A 14,632-nucleotide genomic window follows, 5' to 3' on the forward strand; every position below is an offset into this window, starting at 1 on the left:
TCATGTCGCAATTCGATGGCAATACGTTCGGAATTCGTGCTGCGTGGATTTTTGAATTGTCCAACATTGTCGCCTGAGCAATCGCCCGATCCGGGAGCGAGACTTGCACGTTCGGCCGCAGCGTCAGTTTCGGCGATCACCAATGACGGGGAGCGATTACCCGCTGCCCAGAATGAACAGAGGTAGAAATGATTTCCGATTCAGACCTTGTCGCGCATCGCCTCGACGCAATGAAACGCACCGAAGGCGGCGCTCCTTCGCTGCCGACGAATCCGTTCTTCGGGGTCGGTCCGATAACCGATGCGACAAAGGATGAGGTCGACAGCCGGCTGCGGCGCTATGAGTTCGACAAATGGATAGAGAGCACCTACCGGAAATACGATGACACCGGCAAGGATATCGGCGCGTTTACGACCGCCGAGCTTTCCCGCAGCATGCATCGCGGTTACCCGGCGGACAAGATTCTGCTCGATATGATGCGGGCGATCCATCGCTATTTTGAATTCCCCAAGTCGAACAGGATTGCAGTCGGTTTGGGCGGCGGCCACAGCGGCTATACCGTGTGCGTGCAGCACCTGCTCAACGCAAATGACGCGGGCCAGCGGGTGTATGTCGACACCCCGCGCCCCGAGAGCGACCGCGCCGGTGCAGCGGGCTTCTTCCGGCAATCCTGGGCAACCCAGCTCATAGAGATGCATCGCTTCGCGGAAAAGGGCGACGAAAACAGGATTCACTTTGCGAAGCGCGAGGGGGAGATCTCCTCGGCAAGCGCGCTCGCAGAACTCGGCGTTTCGATCTTCATTGGCGTGGGACACGAAACGACCGGTGCCAATTCATACACCAACGAGGAGATCACCGAGCTCCTGGCCTGGTTGGACGGCGACCCTGAAAACCGTCATGCCGTCTTCGACGCGACCTCCATGCTGGGGGCGATGCCTTGGGAGCCCGATGTCGTTCGGGCGGTAATGGCCAAATGCTGCCTGTTCATGCCGTTCCAGAAAGCAATCGGCGGCGTGTCCGGCTACTTCGTCGCATCCTTCACACCGGCGGCTCTGGCATTGATCGAGCGCAACCAGAGCAATCCGTCCTGGGCAATCCCGAGGCAGCTCAAGATTGCGCCGCCGATCAATCCCCGGCAGCCGTTCAGCAGCAAGCGGTCGGTCGATTCCGGTCCGTTCTACGATGCCGAGGAAGACAGGATGCTCGGCGGCGTCATCAACACCTATAGCGCCCTGGCATTCGCCGAGACCACCTTCGGGCTCTTGCAGACCGAACGGCGCGTCGGGTCCGTCAGCGAATTGAACGGGCGCTCGGCAAAGAACCGCAAGCTCGTCAACGAATGGGTGGACCGCAACCCGCTGTTCAGTCTCGTCGTGGAGGAAGAGGATCGCCGCGGCGCGGCGGTAACGCTGCTGAAGGTCAATGACGGCAGCATCTCCTCGTCGGACCTGCATCAGCGCATCATCGCGCGGTCGAAGCAGATCCTGGGTTATGAGGGAATTACCCATCCGAACGGTGTTCACGAAAAGGGCCTGGATGCCGCGCGTTATGTGAACGCGTTCCCCGGCACTCCGGGGGATTATCGCGCCTGGATCGGCGGCATTCGGGACGCTGCCGACGTCACCGCTCTGCTCGACAATCTCAAATACGCCTATCTCAGGGCCAAGATCGTCGTCATCGAAGAAGAGCTCGAGAAGAGAGGCAGCCGCGTTGACTACGCCGAACCTGCCGGCGCCGGTGCCGCATCGGTGCGCGAGGGCACTTTCAGGGTGTTGATTGCGGATGCGATCGGCCTCCGCTTCGATGCTGAGGGCCGCCTCGATCACAGCGAACTGGCCGCATACATCCACGAAAAAGGCGGCGTGTTCCACGAAAATTCCGCGAACGGTTCAAGCACGGCCGACGACGGCAAGATTCACTTCTACTACCGACCCCACCTCAGCACCGCCGACGAGATCCTCGCTGAAGCGGGCGAGGGGCAGTACGATGCGGTGATCGCCGCCGCAACATTCATCCCCCAGGCCGCGAAGTTCCGCCTTGGCGGCGTCCGTATCGGCACGGGCACCGGAAACATGGGTTCCGCTTCCTGGGGCGGTCCGAACGGCGAAGGCGGCGAGGCCCCGCTGATGAACACGCCGGGCATCAATAGCCGGGCTACCGCGCAGATGGCCATGAAGGCGCTTCTCAAGGTTCTCCCCGACCTGCCGGTCGAGGAATTGCATGCCCGCGTCGTTGGCGACGACTTCGATACGGGCAAGAACCTGGCCGAATATCCGACCGAGAAGCTTGAGGGAAAAAGGATCGCGATCCTCGGCTACGGCAACATAGGCAGGGAACTCGCACGTCTTGCCAAGGCGTTCCACATGGATGTGGTCGTCTACGCCCGGCCCGCGCATCGCGACAACATCATCGCGGAAGGCTATGAATACGCGGCTACTCCGGCGGAGGCCGCGCGTGGTTCGGATGTCTTGTCGGTCCATCTCGGCCTCGGAAAACAGGATCCGGCCACCGGGACATTCTCCAATGCCGGGATCGTCGATCGCGAAGTCCTGTCCGCTCTGAACGACAGGGCCGTTCTGCTCAACTACGATCGCGGCGAGCTCGTGAACGTGAGAGACCTGGACGACGCCCTGACATCCGGCAAGGTCAGGCATGCGGCGATCGATGCCGACATCTTCAAGTCGTCGGACGGCCCGAGCGGCCCGATGAAACCCTATCTCTCGCTTCTCCCGAAGCATGCCGACAAGCTTGAACTCCTCCCGCACGCGGCAGCGGACACCGACCATCCGACGCGCGTCGCCGGCGCGAAGCAAGCCGTCGACCAGATCATCGACTCGATACGATTGCTCTCGGTCACGAACCTCAAGGGTGACCTGCCCGATGGCTATGTATCGCAAGGTGCAAGCAGCCCCTCTGGCATTGGGCTTGTTACGCGCTCCGTCCTTGACCGAGTTGCGAACGACAAGGGTCTTCTCGTCCAGTTGCGGGAGGCCAGCGAAAAGATAGCCGCGATCCTCGGATCGCTCGAAACAGTGTCCGACGAGGCTCACAAAGCGCGGATCGTCGAGCGCTACCGGTCACTGCTTGCGCAGAACGCGTTGAAGCAGATTCAACTTCTAAGGTCTGCCGGTCTGCTGGCCCCTGCTGCCAAGGAGTAGGAGGACAGGCGAGAAGGTGCCCCTTGCTGCGGTCTCACTTGAGGCGCATGCTGCGTAGTATCAGCGGCTATTAGCAAGGGCGCCACTGGCTGGGAGATCATCGCGCTTTCGCCCCATCCTAGGAGGCCGCGCCATGTATCCGTTCCGCGACTTTGACTGCGTTATCCGACCAAGCGAGATCAGTATGCTGCAAGGCGTGTTCGAAACCGAACTTGCCCGGACAAGGCTGAGGAGTGACACCGAGGAGGCCGAAACGCTCGCAAGGAGGCTGGTCGCGCTCTATCAGGAAGGCGTCAGAGACCCGAATCTCTTGGCTGAAAGGCTGAGAGACCGATAGCAGAGAGCGCCTTTGGCCAGCGCAAACAGGGGCGCTAAAGCTCGGGGCGCCGCTCATCGGGATAGAGCAGGGCAGTGCCTGCCCGAGGACTGAGGAACAAACTCGCGCGCGGCCCCGTTTCGGAAATTCAAACGAGAGGCTTCGAGGCCAACCGCAATGGCACCCCGCTCATTCTGGAAAGGCTATCTGAAACTGTCACTCGTCACCTGTCCGGTGGCAATGACGCCGGCGACGACCGAGAACGAGAAGGTCCGCTTCCACACGCTCAACCGGAAGACCAACAATCGCGTCGTCAGCCAGTATGTCGATGCGGTGAGCGGAAAAGCTGTCGACGAAGATGATGAAGTCAAAGGCTATGAACGTGGCGAGGACGATTTCGTGCTTCTGGAGGACGAGGAACTCGAAGCGGTCGGGCTGGAAAGCACGCGCACCATCGACATCGACATGTTCGTGGAGGCCGACAGCATTCGCTGGATATGGTACGACAAGCCGCACTATCTCGTTCCCGACGATCCCGTCGGTGAGGAGGCCTTTTCAGTCATCCGCGACGCGATGGCCTCAACCGGGACGGTCGGGATTTCGCGGCTTGTCATGTATCGCCGCGAGCGCGCCGTTATGCTCGAACCGAGAGGGAAGGGGATCGTTCTTTGGACGCTGCGCTATGGCGACGAGGTGCGGAAACCCGAGGAGTACTTCCGCAACATTGATGACAGCGATAACGATCCCGAACTGATGCGCCTCGTGACGAAGCTGATCGAAGAACGCAGCAAGCCCTGGGATCCCGCTATGGTGAGCGATCCCGTTCAGGCGCGACTCCTGGACATCATTTCCGCCAAAAAGAAGGGCCGGAAGCGGCCGGCCAAGGCAAAGGCTGAGGAAGAGGAGCGACCCAGCAACGTGGTCAATATCATGGACGCGCTTCGCAAGAGCCTCAGTTCGGAAAAGAAGAAAAAGACGAAGAGTTAACTCCCGGCATCAAGGTGTCAGTCCGGCATCGAGACGCGATACTTGAAGCGATCGCGGATATGCGCGTTGAAGAAGCGGCCCTTCGAAAAGGCCCGCTTGAAGGCCGCATAAGTTTCGGGAGGCACGTCCTCATAGTCATAACGCTTTTCGGTGGTCAGGAGCCAGACCGAGAGCGTTCGCGTCTCGGCGTCGTAGTCTGTCCTTTTTATCAGATGCGACGGCATTGCCTCACCCCTTCCTGAAAGGGTCCGTTCTGAGTGCAGCCTTACGCGGCCCTCCTTCGCCCGGCCTTCGCCTCCTTGAGCGGAACGGCGGCCGCGCGAAAATCCGCCCATGGGTCGGTGTGCAGCGACGCCAGCCGCGTCGGCGTGTTCTCCACCGTGAAATAGGCCGGTCCGATGCTGGGAGCCAATTCGTCCCAGGAGAGGGGCATCGAGACGGCGGCGCCCGGCCGCGCTCGCGTCGAATAGGGGGCCACCGCGGTCGCGCCGCGCTGGTTTCTCAGATAGTCGACCAGGATCTTGCCGCGGCGCTTGGATTTGCTGATGGTCGAAACGAACCGGTCGGGACTGTCGGAGGCCATCGCATCGGCAACCAACTTGGTGAAGGCCTTGACGGCCGGCCACTCCGCCTTGGGCTTCAACGGCGCCACCACGTGAAGCCCCTTGCCGCCAGATGTCTTGACGAAGGGAACAAGGCCGGCCGCCTTCAGGCGGCCTGCGGTCTCGAGCGCAGCTTCGATCACCGCTTCGAACGGCACGTCCTCGCCGGGATCGAGATCCATTATGATCGTGTCCGGTCTTTCCCAATCGGCGACCGTCGAGCCCCAAGGATGGATTTCGAGAACCGCGGACTGGACTAGCCCCATCAGGCCATCGAGATCCCTGATGCTCAACAGCTGTTCGTCGGGCGGGTCCTTCGGGTCGTTGACGAGCACGATATTGGGGTTCAGCCCCTTCCAGGCATGCTTCTGGAAGAACGTCTCCCCGGTGATCCCATTGGGGCATCTGACCAAAGCGAGCGGGCGCCCGACGATATGGGGGCCGACAAAGCGCCAGACTTCGGAGTAATAATCGGCGAGCCCCTCTTTGGTGACACCCTCGTCCGGCCAGTAGAACCGGTCGGGGTGGGTGAGTTTCACGGTCCGACGCGGAGCCTTGGGCGCAACTGCCGCGGACTTGGGCGTTTCGCGCACGATGTCGCGGGCGGGTTTATCCTCTCGCAATCCCCTGAACGAAGCGTGGCGGAGAAGGCCGTCGGCGGTCCAGGCCCTGAACTCGACCTCGGCAACGAGCTCCGGCCTGACATATCGGACCTGGCGCGCATCTTCCGCCGCAAGCCGCGCCGCGAACGGGCTCTCGGGCGTCCGCAAACGGTCCAACCTCTTGAAGAGCTCCTCCGCAACGGCGACGGTGAACCCTGTTCCAACGCGGCCCACATGATGGAGCTTGCCGCCTTGATAGACGCCGAGCACGAGTGAGCCGATCGCCTTCCGCGACGTGGTCGACGGCACGTAGCCGGCGACGACGAACTCCTGACGCGCCGAGCACTTGGATTTCACCCAGCTTTTGTTCCGTCCCGCACGATAGGGCGCATCGCGCTGCTTCGAGACGATGCCCTCGAGGCTCAGCCTGCAGGCGTGACGCAGCACCAGGCTGCCTTCCTCCTCGAAATGGCTGCTGAAGCGGATGAGGCCATCGCCTTCGCTGATCAGCTGGCCGAGCAGCTCCTTGCGTTTGACCAGGGGCAGAGCGCGCAAGTCGTAGCCGTCGAGATAGAGCAGGTCGAAGACATAGAAGCGGAAACGATCGCTGCGCCCCTCGCTCAAGTCGGCCTGCAATCCGGAAAAGTCGGAGGCCCCGGAGCCCGTTTCGACAACGACCTCGCCGTCGATCAAGGCCGTTCCGACCGGTAGCGCCTGCAATGCCGACACCAGCGCCTTGCCGAACCTTTTCGTCCAGTCCAGCCCGCCACGGGTGAGAAGCTTGGTGCGCCCGGCTTCGATCCGCGCCTGCAACCGGTAGCCATCGAACTTGATTTCGTGGAGCCAGCGTTCGCCGGCCGGCGCGGAGGCGACGAGGGTCGCCAATGAGGGCTCGACGAAGTCCGGCAAAGGAGCCCGCTTGGCGCCCTTGAACTTCGCGGGATCTGGGACGTTCGAAGCCGCTTCCGGCTCCTGCCCTGGTGAAGCGGCCGTTTTCCTGCCGCGAGCCCGCTTGCGTATCCGGCCGGTCTTCGACGACCAGCCCGGCTCTTCGCCGGCAACATCCTTGATCTCGCGGCCGGTCAGAACCGACTCCGGCCGCTCCTCGAGAATATCGGGGTCTTGCTCCGATCGCGCCGCCTCGTCGTCGCCTTTGATCAGCAGCCAGTTTTCCCGTTTCTCGCGCGGCTTGCCGGCCATCCGAACCAGATGCCAGCGGCCGCCGAGCTTTTCGCCGCTGAGCTCGAAGTCGAGATGGCCTTTCGCGTAGCCCCGCCGGGCATCGCCGATCGGCGTCCACGTGCCGCGATCCCACAGGATGACGGTACCGCCGCCATATTCGCCTTTCGGGATCGTGCCTTCGAAATCTCCGTATTCGAGAGGGTGGTCCTCGACGTGAACGGCAAGGCGCTTCTCGCCGGGAACGAGGCTCGGACCCTTAGTGACGGCCCAGCTCTTCAAAACCCCGTCCATCTCCAGCCGGAAGTCGTAATGCAGCCGCGTGGCGTCGTGCTTCTGGACAACGAAACTGTTGCCGGATCGACGCGCTCTGCCCCCCTTCGGTTCGGGTGTGGAGGCGAAGTCGCGCTTTTCCCGATAGGTTTCGAGGCCCATGGGTCAGCCCGCCTTGCGACGCGGCGAAGCTTCCTTCGTCTTCGCGCCACGGGTCGCCTTCTTTTTGGTTTGAGTGGCCGCCTTTGCCTTCTTGGCCGGAACGCCGGCGCTCTGCCGCAATGCCTCCATCAGGTCCACGACCTTTTCGCGCTTCGGCTCCTTGCGCGGCTCGATCTTCTTGCCCTCGAGTTTCGCCTTGACCAGCTCGGCAAGGGCCGCCTCATAGCGATCATCGAATTTGGCCGGGTCGAACTTTCCGCGTTTGGTCTTGATGATGTGCTCGGCAAGCTTCAGCATCTCGCCCTCGATCTTCAGATCCGGCACGTCGTCGAAGGCTTCTTCGGCCGAGCGGACCTCGTAGTCGAAGTTCAAGGTCGTTGCGATCAGTCCGTCCTCATAGGCGCGGATCAGAAGCGTGCGCACCCGCCGGAACAGCACTGCACTGGCGATGGCCGCGACGTTCTTCTTGCGCATGCCCTCGCGGATCAGAGCGAACGCGTCTTCGGCATGGCTCTTGGTCGGAGCAAGGTAATAGGGCTTGTCGAAATAGACGTTGTCGATATCGCCGCAGGCGATGAAGGCCGAGATCGACAGGGTCTTGTCGCTCTCCGGAACGGCCGCCGCGATCTCCTCGGGCTCCAGCACGACGTAGTCGCCGGATCCGACTTCATAGCCCTTGACCTGATCGTCCTTTTCGACCGGCTTTCCGGTCTCGCTGTCGACGAATTGCCGGTGAACGCGATGCCCGGTGGCACGGTTGATGGTGTGAAAGGCAATTCGTTCCGAGGTCGAGGCCGCTGTGTAGAGCGCGACCGGGCAGCTGACCTCGGCGACCTTCAGATAGCCCTTCCAATTTGCTCTCGGCGCCACGATGCGGCCTCACTCTGGGAACGGAGCACTGGGGTGGTTGCGCGCAACATGCTCGACGGTCGGGAACGTGGAGGCGTGGCGGTTTGTTCCCCTCGGAGGCGGGCGCGTCAGTCGATCACTCCCCGCCGGTGGCGGAAAATTGCAATGACAGGGCCGTTCGTTGTAAACAATCCGCTCCGCTTGATCTGGAGGAGGCACAGCATGGACCGGTTCACCGGAGGTTGCCTGTGCGGCAACGTTCGTCTTGTGGCGTCGGGACTCCCATACCGGGTCGGCCTTTGCCACTGTCTCGACTGCCGCAAGCATCACGGGGCGCTTTTTCACGCTTCCGCGATATTCCCCGAAAGCGCGGTGACGGTCGATGGCGAAACGCGCGCCTATGCCGGGCGGTTTTTCTGCCCCCGCTGCGGCTCGTCGCTTTTCGGCCGCAGCGCGGACGAAATCGAAGTGAACCTGGGGTCCCTGGACGCCCCCGACCAACTGATGCCGACCTATGAAAGCTGGATCGTTCGCCGTGAGGCCTGGCTGCCGCCGTTTCCGCTCACGAGACAATACGAGCGCGATCGAGAGGGCTCGGGTCGGTTCGAGGAGTAGGTCGAGCGAACCGCGCGAAGCGCGTCACTCCGGAAGCCCGGCCTTGCGGAAACCGTCAACGAAATGCTCGAGCGTCGCGTCGTCGCGGAACGGCTCGGTCGTGGCCCAATGGCGGATCGTGAAATGTGGGTTGCCGACGAGGAAAAGCTCGACCTCGGCGCGCGCCTCGTCCAGCCGGCCGAGTTGGGCAAGGCTTGCCGCCAGGAAACGGCGCGAGCCCGTGCGATAGGTCTCGTCCCGGCTGAGTGTCACGACAGCCGCTTCGTATTCGCCGCCCGCATATTGCGCCTGGCCGAGCGTCAGATAGTACCAGCTTGCCGGAAACGGGTTCAGCCGGAAGGCCTTTCTGATGTGCTCCAGGCCCTCCGCGACCCGGCCGGCCAGGACCGCAATGTCGGATAAGGTCGCCCAGATGTCGGCCTCGTTCGGATCGAGCTCGATCGCCTTGGCGAATTCCGCATCCGCCTCCCTGAAGCTGCGCTCATAGGCAAGCAAGTTGGCCAACACCCAGCGGCAGCCGGCATCGTTGGGATCGATCGCTACGGCCTTGCGCGCCAGTTCCAAGGAAACGCTGCGGCTTGGTTCGATCGGTTCGCCCCAATGCACCCACCCCATCCAATGATTCATGGCAAGCCAGCGATAGGCCTCGGCATATCGCGGATCGAGCGAGACCGCGCGGGTCAGCATCAGATGCGCCTCCCGCGCCGTCTGCGGCGAATCGTCGATCAGCTTGCGCGCCCGCACGCAGAGATCGTATGCCTCGAGATTCTTGGGCCGATTGCGCTGCGGCGGTGCCCGCAGCCGGCCGAGCAGCGCCTCGACGATCTTGCCGGTGACCTCGTCCTGAACGGCAAAGATATCCTCGAGGCTGCGATCGAAGCGTTCCGCCCAGAGATGAGCGCCACTCAGCGCATCGACCAGCTGGGCGTTGATGCGCACGCGCCCCTTGGCGCGTCTTGCGCTGCCCTCGAGCAGGTATCGGACGCCGAGGTCCTCGGCGATCTCGCGCACGTCTGTCGCCTGTCCTTTGTAGGCAAAGACCGAGTTGCGGGCGATGACGAACAGGCCGGAGATCCTGGATAAATCGGTGATCAGATCTTCGGTCAACCCGTCCGCGAAGGCTTCCTGCTCGGGATCGTCGCTGAAATTCACGAAGGGGAGCACGGCAATCGACGGCCTGTCGGGCAGTGGCAAAGGCTTTCGCATGGCGCCACCGAGCTGTTCGGTCGCCCCCGTGAAGCGGTAGCCGACGCGCGGAACCGTGGAGATCCATTCACCGCCGTCGGGGGCTGGACCGAGCAGCTTCCGGAGCTGCGCAATCTGGACGGTGAGGTTGCCTTCCTCGACGGCCGTGTCGGGCCACGCCGCGTCCATCAACTCGGCTTTGCTCAGGATTTCGCCGGACCGTCCGACGAGAGCCGCAAGCAGCTTCAGCCCGCGGTAGCCGACCGCAACGGGGTCATCGTTCCGAAGCAGCGTTCCCGCAGCCGGATCAAGCACGAACGGACCAAAGGCAAAGCGCGATCCCTGCATAGGGCAAGTCTATAGTCCGTTTGGAAGTTTTTGAGAACTTTTTGGGAGCGCTTAATTACGGCGCTCCTCGTCTCCCGCAGAATTCATCCTCTTTCAGGTCGGATCCCCGACCCGCAAACCATAAGGAGGATTGGTATGAACGAGACTCCGACCCCTGCTTCGGCCCCGCCCCATCGGCATTACAGCCTCGCGACTCTGCGGAGCATCATCGCGACCTGGGGCGAGCGGATACGCTTTCGCCGGGAACTCGAGCAGAAGTTGAAGGACGATCCGCATTTGATCGCCGATATCGGCCTGACCCAACGGCAGTTCGAGGCAGAGATCGCCAAGCCCTTCTGGCAAGGGCCGATGCCGCCTCTATGAGGCGACTGCTGCAATGACAGAGGATCGCCAGTTTCCGCGTGCCGCAGTTGTTTGCCGGCACCTGCAAAGCACGGCATCGCCGCGAGAGGATCGGCTCCCCTGGGCGGCGATGGCGGGCATCATCGCGACCGTCTCGGTGTTTGCCGTGGCGCAGGGGCTGACCTATCCGCTGCTCAGCTTCATCCTCGAGCGGCAGGGGATGGCGCCGGACCTGATCGGCTTGTCGGCGGCGATGACGCCGCTGGGTTTCATTGTATCCGCACCCCTCGTTCCGGCGCTGGCGCGGCGCGTGGGCGGGGCGCGGCTTGCGATCCTGTGTTCGCTGCTGGCGGCGCTCACGCTGGCCGCGATCGCCTGGATGCAGGGCGTCTGGGCCTGGATGCCGCTGCGCTTCCTGCTCGGCTTCTTCGCCAATCCGCTCTACGTCATCAGCGAGACCTGGCTGATGTCGATCACGCCGGCGCCACGCCGGGGCCGCATCCTGGGCCTCTATTCATCGATTGTTTCGGGGGGCTTCGCCATCGGCCCGCTCTCGCTCGGCCTCACCGATACCGAGGGTTGGCCGCCTTTCCTGATCGGCATCGTGGCCCTCCTACTCTGCGGCCTGATCGTGCTTGGGGTCGTGCCACGTCTGCCGAAGATGCCGCACGAAGGCGAGGCAATATCGGTCGGCGGCTTCTTCGCACGGGCGCCGCTCCTATTGTTCGCGGTCTTCACGGCCGCCGCCTTCGAGCAGACCCTGCTCTCTTTGTTGGCGGTCTATGGCGCCGCGCTCGGTAGCGCCGAGGCCCGTATCGCTTCGCTCATCGCCTGTTTCATCGCTGGCAATGCCGTGCTGCAGATTTTGTTCGGGCGCATGACCGAACGGCTCGGCTCGAGGCGGACCCTGTTGCTCTGTGCCCTGGCTGCGCTGGCCGGCTGCCTGCTGCTGCCGTCGATCTTCGACGCATGGCTCGTCTGGCCGCTCGTTTTCGTCTGGGGCGGAGTCTCCTTCGGGATTTATACGGTATCGCTCATCCGGCTCGGCGAGCGGTTCACCGGTCAGGCGCTGATCGCCGGTAACGCGGCCTTCGCCTTCGTATGGGGTATCGGCGGCATCGTCGGCTCGCCCGCGACGGGATTGACGATGCAACTGATCGGACATCACGGGCTGCCAACGTCCCTCGGCCTCCTGTGCTGCGTTCTGGCAGTGCTTCTGATGGCAGAGAGAAGGCGGCTCTGATCGAGGCATCTACAGCATCACTGCCGAACATTGCCATGGTGAGGCAGCGCCCCTCGGAGGAGGGAGGAGGGGCGCTGCCAACAAGGTCGACTCGGGGGCAGTGGGAGGGAAAGAGTCGACCCCCATTGCGTCAACGTCGCTTGGTAAAGCGACGGGCTCAAACGTCCCGCGCCCGCGCAAGGTTCCGAACGTTGGCGAATGTTCTCGCTGCGAGCAGGCTCAGTAAGCCAGCGCGCAGCCGTCCTTGCGCGGATCCGAGCCGGCCTGCAGCACGCCGCTAGCCGCATCGATCATGATCGCCTGGCCGCCGCCAAGCGGCATCTCGGCCATTTTGATATCATGGCCCAATGCCACGAGGCCTTTCAGCACATCCTCGCGGATGCCGCGCTCGGCCTCGAAGCGCCCCATCTGGGGGAAGCCGCGGGCGCAGTCGATGGCTTCCTGCACATTCATGCCGAAGTCGATGATATTGGTGAGCAGGTGGGTTTGGCCGACCGGTTGGAAGCCGCCGCCCATGACGCCGAAGCAGAGCCACGGTTTGCCGTCCTTCATGGCCATCGCCGGGATAATCGTGTGCAGCGGGCGCTTCCGCGGTGCCACGCAATTGGGGTGCGCGGGATCGACAAGGAAGCCCGTGCCGCGGTTGTGCAGCAGAACGCCGGTTTTCGGGCTGGAAAGGCCGGTGCCATAGGGCCAGAACAGCGAGTTGATAAAGGAGCAGGCGTTGCCCTTTCCGTCGACCACGCTGATATAGACGGTATCCCGATATGTCGTGGTGCCGAGCGGGCCCCCAGCCGGCATGGCTCTCCTCAGGTCGATGCGGCCGCGCAGGCCGTCGGCGAAGTTGGCCGAAAGCAGCTTCTGCACGGGGACATCGGCAAAAGCCGGGTCGGCGACATACATGTCGCGCGCCTCAAAGGCCAGTCTTGTGGCCTCGGCCTCGATATGGAAGCGCTCGACGCCGACCGGATCGTATTTGCCCAGGTCGAAGCCGCTCAGGATGTTGAGCATTAGCAAAGTCGTGATGCCGACGCCGTTCGGCGGGATTTCCAGGATCTCAATGCCGCGATAGCTGGTCGAAATAGGCTCGACCCAAAAAGCCTCCTGCGAGGCGAAATCCTCCAGCGAATGCGTGCCGCCGAGGCTGCGGAGATAGGCCACCATGTCCTCGGCGACCCAGCCGGTGTAAAAGCCGTCGCGGCCCTTGGCGGCGATCTCCCGGAGGACTTTCGCATGCTCTGGCTGCCTGAACACCTCACCGGCCGTGGGAGCGCGGCCACCCTTCAACCACATGCGCGCACTATTGGCATCCGCCTTCAGCTTGTCTTCGTTACGGGCCCAATCGGTGGCGACGCGCTCGGTCACCGCAAAACCTTCCTCGGCATGGCGGATGGCGGGCTGCAGCAACGCGCCGAGCGGCATGGAGCCGAGGCGCTGGTTCAGCTTGGCCCAGGAATCAATGGCGCCCGGGACGGTCACCGCGTGCACCGACGTCAGAGCGATCTCCTTCACTCCCTGCCTCAAGAGATGCTCGGCGGTGAGGCCCCCCGGCGCGCACCCCGAGCCGTTCAGACCGTAGACCTTGCCGCGCGTCTTGGTGTCGGTGCCCGGCGGATCGGTAGACGCGGGAGCGAAGAGCACGAAGTTGTCGCCGCCGATGCCTGTCGAGCCCGGCTCGACGACGCATTGGACGGCACAGGCGGCGATCGCGGCGTCGGCCGCATTACCGCCGCGGCGCAGGATTTCGATGGCGGCGAGCGTCGAAAGAGCATGCGACGTGGCCGCGGCGCCATGCCTGCCCATGACGACTGAACGGCCGGGAAATTGCAGGTCACGCATGGGAATGGAACTCCGCGAGGATCGAGAAGACAGTCCGGAGCTTATGACGGGGCCGTTTCGATGGAAACAGGCGCGGATCATCGAGACGCCCATGCGAGCCGCGATATATTTCAATATTCAAAGATCAAGCCACATTTGCCCATGACGGGCGAGAGGTGCCGCGAGGATGAGTTGAATACAACCAATGATAGGAAACCTCTTGATCTCAAGCTGATTTCGAAGCATTGTGCATTGCACAAGATCGGCGGCGGGCGAGGCGCAGCTTAGTCGCACTGCGAGCGCTCATATCATACGACGCGAGCCTGAGAGGAGTGGAGCCGGTGGGTTTTCGAGACATGCCTCTTTATAAGAAGCTCGTTGCCCTCGGGATTGTCGCTCTGGCGTTTGTCGGTGTATTCGATGCGCTCATCAATTTGCCCGTCGTTTCGGGCTGCACGTTTTATGGTGAATGCCGCCTCGGCGACATGGCCGAGCCGCCCACCGACCTGGGCGTCGATCCGCCAGTCCAATGAAAGAGCCCCCGACACCAGCACTGATCGTCTATGATGGCGATTGCATCTTCTGCCAAAGCTATGTTCGCTTCATGCGATTGCGCGAAACCATTGGTGCCGTCGAACTGCTCGACGCCCGCTCCGCTGATCCGCGGGTGGCTCGCTTCCAGAAGCAGGGTTTCGACCTCAATGAAGGAATGCTGTTCGTCTTCGAGGATCGCATTTACCACGGCGACGAAGCGGTCAATCTCCTGGCAATCCTTAGTTCGTCTTCGTCCCTCTTCGGCCGCCTTAACCGGGCGCTTCTTTCCAATAGAACGGCCGCGAGGTTGATCTACCCGCTCCTCAAGGCGGGGCGCCGTGCTACGCTGCGACTGCGCGGGCGCCCGCTCATTCCGGCCGACCTTGACCCTCCACCGGATGGAAATAGCGGCTGGTGAA

13 protein-coding genes are annotated in these 14,632 nt (G+C 62.7%); 8 read left to right on the forward strand and 5 right to left on the reverse strand.

What is annotated here, in order from left to right; translation table 11 throughout:
- Positions 1 to 188 precede the first annotated feature (188 nt).
- The 3 genes from CO664_RS10480 to CO664_RS10490 all read left to right on the forward strand — a co-directional run bounded on the left by CO664_RS10480 (position 189) and on the right by CO664_RS10490 (position 4,461).
- The gene (locus tag CO664_RS10480) at positions 189 to 3,158 is read left to right on the forward strand and encodes an NAD(P)-dependent oxidoreductase (protein WP_097538701.1); all 2,970 of its coding nucleotides are present in this window, start codon (positions 189 to 191) and stop codon (positions 3,156 to 3,158) included.
- Between the two features lie 133 nt (positions 3,159 to 3,291).
- Positions 3,292 to 3,495 (forward strand): hypothetical protein, encoded by a 204-nt coding sequence (locus CO664_RS10485; RefSeq protein ID WP_037416424.1) that lies wholly within the window; start codon positions 3,292 to 3,294, stop codon positions 3,493 to 3,495.
- 156 nt (positions 3,496 to 3,651) lie between these two features.
- The gene (locus CO664_RS10490) at positions 3,652 to 4,461 is read left to right on the forward strand and encodes a Ku protein (protein WP_037416427.1); all 810 of its coding nucleotides are present in this window, start codon (positions 3,652 to 3,654) and stop codon (positions 4,459 to 4,461) included.
- Between the two features lie 17 nt (positions 4,462 to 4,478).
- Here the strand turns inward: CO664_RS10490 and CO664_RS10495 are convergent, their stop codons facing one another.
- Genes CO664_RS10495 through CO664_RS10505 form a run of 3 tightly spaced genes read right to left on the reverse strand, consistent with a single transcriptional unit; the run spans position 4,479 to position 8,149 of the window.
- Positions 4,479 to 4,685 carry a KTSC domain-containing protein gene (locus tag CO664_RS10495; protein WP_037416430.1) on the reverse strand — a complete coding sequence of 69 codons (207 nt, stop codon included), beginning with the start codon at positions 4,683 to 4,685 and terminating at the stop codon, positions 4,479 to 4,481.
- A gap of 41 nt (positions 4,686 to 4,726) precedes the next feature.
- A complete protein-coding gene (gene ligD / locus CO664_RS10500; RefSeq protein ID WP_097538702.1) occupies positions 4,727 to 7,279 on the reverse strand; it encodes a DNA ligase D in 2,553 nt (850 codons plus the stop codon).
- A gap of 3 nt (positions 7,280 to 7,282) precedes the next feature.
- Entirely contained in the window at positions 7,283 to 8,149 is an 867-nt protein-coding gene (locus tag CO664_RS10505; protein WP_097538703.1) for a Ku protein, read from the reverse strand.
- A gap of 201 nt (positions 8,150 to 8,350) precedes the next feature.
- On the opposite strand from CO664_RS10505, the gene CO664_RS10510 reads away from it, so the two are divergent.
- Positions 8,351 to 8,743, forward strand: a complete 393-nt coding sequence (locus CO664_RS10510) for a GFA family protein (protein WP_097524715.1) — start codon at positions 8,351 to 8,353, stop codon at positions 8,741 to 8,743.
- 24 nt (positions 8,744 to 8,767) lie between these two features.
- On the opposite strand, the gene CO664_RS10515 is transcribed toward CO664_RS10510, so the two are convergent.
- Positions 8,768 to 10,276 (reverse strand): winged helix-turn-helix domain-containing tetratricopeptide repeat protein, encoded by a 1,509-nt coding sequence (locus CO664_RS10515; protein ID WP_097538704.1) that lies wholly within the window; start codon positions 10,274 to 10,276, stop codon positions 8,768 to 8,770.
- 135 nt (positions 10,277 to 10,411) lie between these two features.
- Between CO664_RS10515 and CO664_RS10520 the strand changes: the two genes are divergently transcribed.
- Entirely contained in the window at positions 10,412 to 10,639 is a 228-nt protein-coding gene (locus CO664_RS10520) for a DUF1127 domain-containing protein (RefSeq protein WP_097538705.1), read from the forward strand.
- Positions 10,640 to 10,748: 109 nt separating this feature from the next.
- On the forward strand, positions 10,749 to 11,861 hold the full coding sequence (locus CO664_RS10525; protein ID WP_234820265.1) for an MFS transporter: 1,113 nt from the start codon (positions 10,749 to 10,751) through the stop codon (positions 11,859 to 11,861).
- Positions 11,862 to 12,080: 219 nt separating this feature from the next.
- Here CO664_RS10525 and ggt read toward each other — a convergent pair whose 3' ends face one another.
- Positions 12,081 to 13,700 carry a gamma-glutamyltransferase gene (gene ggt, locus CO664_RS10530; RefSeq protein WP_097538707.1) on the reverse strand — a complete coding sequence of 540 codons (1,620 nt, stop codon included), beginning with the start codon at positions 13,698 to 13,700 and terminating at the stop codon, positions 12,081 to 12,083.
- Between the two features lie 320 nt (positions 13,701 to 14,020).
- Between ggt and CO664_RS30155 the strand changes: the two genes are divergently transcribed.
- Both CO664_RS30155 and CO664_RS10535 read left to right on the forward strand, forming a co-directional pair.
- The gene (locus CO664_RS30155) at positions 14,021 to 14,212 is read left to right on the forward strand and encodes a hypothetical protein (RefSeq protein WP_141471702.1); all 192 of its coding nucleotides are present in this window, start codon (positions 14,021 to 14,023) and stop codon (positions 14,210 to 14,212) included.
- Positions 14,209 to 14,631: a DCC1-like thiol-disulfide oxidoreductase family protein gene (locus CO664_RS10535; protein ID WP_097538708.1), complete on the forward strand. Its 423-nt coding sequence runs from the start codon at positions 14,209 to 14,211 to the stop codon at positions 14,629 to 14,631. Before CO664_RS30155 ends, CO664_RS10535 begins: the two co-directional genes overlap by 4 nt.
- Position 14,632 lies beyond the last annotated feature (1 nt).

Origin of the sequence: Sinorhizobium sp. NG07B, from assembly GCF_002532005.1 — a bacterium.
Taxonomy (GTDB): domain Bacteria; phylum Pseudomonadota; class Alphaproteobacteria; order Rhizobiales; family Rhizobiaceae; genus Sinorhizobium; species Sinorhizobium fredii_C.

Excerpts from the sequence above, each read along its gene's own strand:
- CO664_RS10525 (WP_234820265.1), top strand. The coding sequence starts at position 10,749 with ATGGCGGGCATCATCGCGACCGTCTCGGTGTTTGCCGTGGCGCAGGGG.
- CO664_RS10510 (WP_097524715.1), top strand. The coding sequence starts at position 8,351 with ATGGACCGGTTCACCGGAGGTTGCCTGTGCGGCAACGTTCGTCTTGTG.
- CO664_RS10480 (WP_097538701.1), top strand. The coding sequence starts at position 189 with ATGATTTCCGATTCAGACCTTGTCGCGCATCGCCTCGACGCAATGAAA.
- CO664_RS10495 (WP_037416430.1), bottom strand. The coding sequence starts at position 4,685 with ATGCCGTCGCATCTGATAAAAAGGACAGACTACGACGCCGAGACGCGA.
- CO664_RS10515 (WP_097538704.1), bottom strand. The coding sequence starts at position 10,276 with ATGCAGGGATCGCGCTTTGCCTTTGGTCCGTTCGTGCTTGATCCGGCT.
- CO664_RS10490 (WP_037416427.1), top strand. The coding sequence starts at position 3,652 with ATGGCACCCCGCTCATTCTGGAAAGGCTATCTGAAACTGTCACTCGTC.
- ggt (WP_097538707.1), bottom strand. The coding sequence starts at position 13,700 with ATGCGTGACCTGCAATTTCCCGGCCGTTCAGTCGTCATGGGCAGGCAT.
- CO664_RS10485 (WP_037416424.1), top strand. The coding sequence starts at position 3,292 with ATGTATCCGTTCCGCGACTTTGACTGCGTTATCCGACCAAGCGAGATC.
- CO664_RS10520 (WP_097538705.1), top strand. The coding sequence starts at position 10,412 with ATGAACGAGACTCCGACCCCTGCTTCGGCCCCGCCCCATCGGCATTAC.
- ligD (WP_097538702.1), bottom strand. The coding sequence starts at position 7,279 with ATGGGCCTCGAAACCTATCGGGAAAAGCGCGACTTCGCCTCCACACCC.
- CO664_RS10535 (WP_097538708.1), top strand. The coding sequence starts at position 14,209 with ATGAAAGAGCCCCCGACACCAGCACTGATCGTCTATGATGGCGATTGC.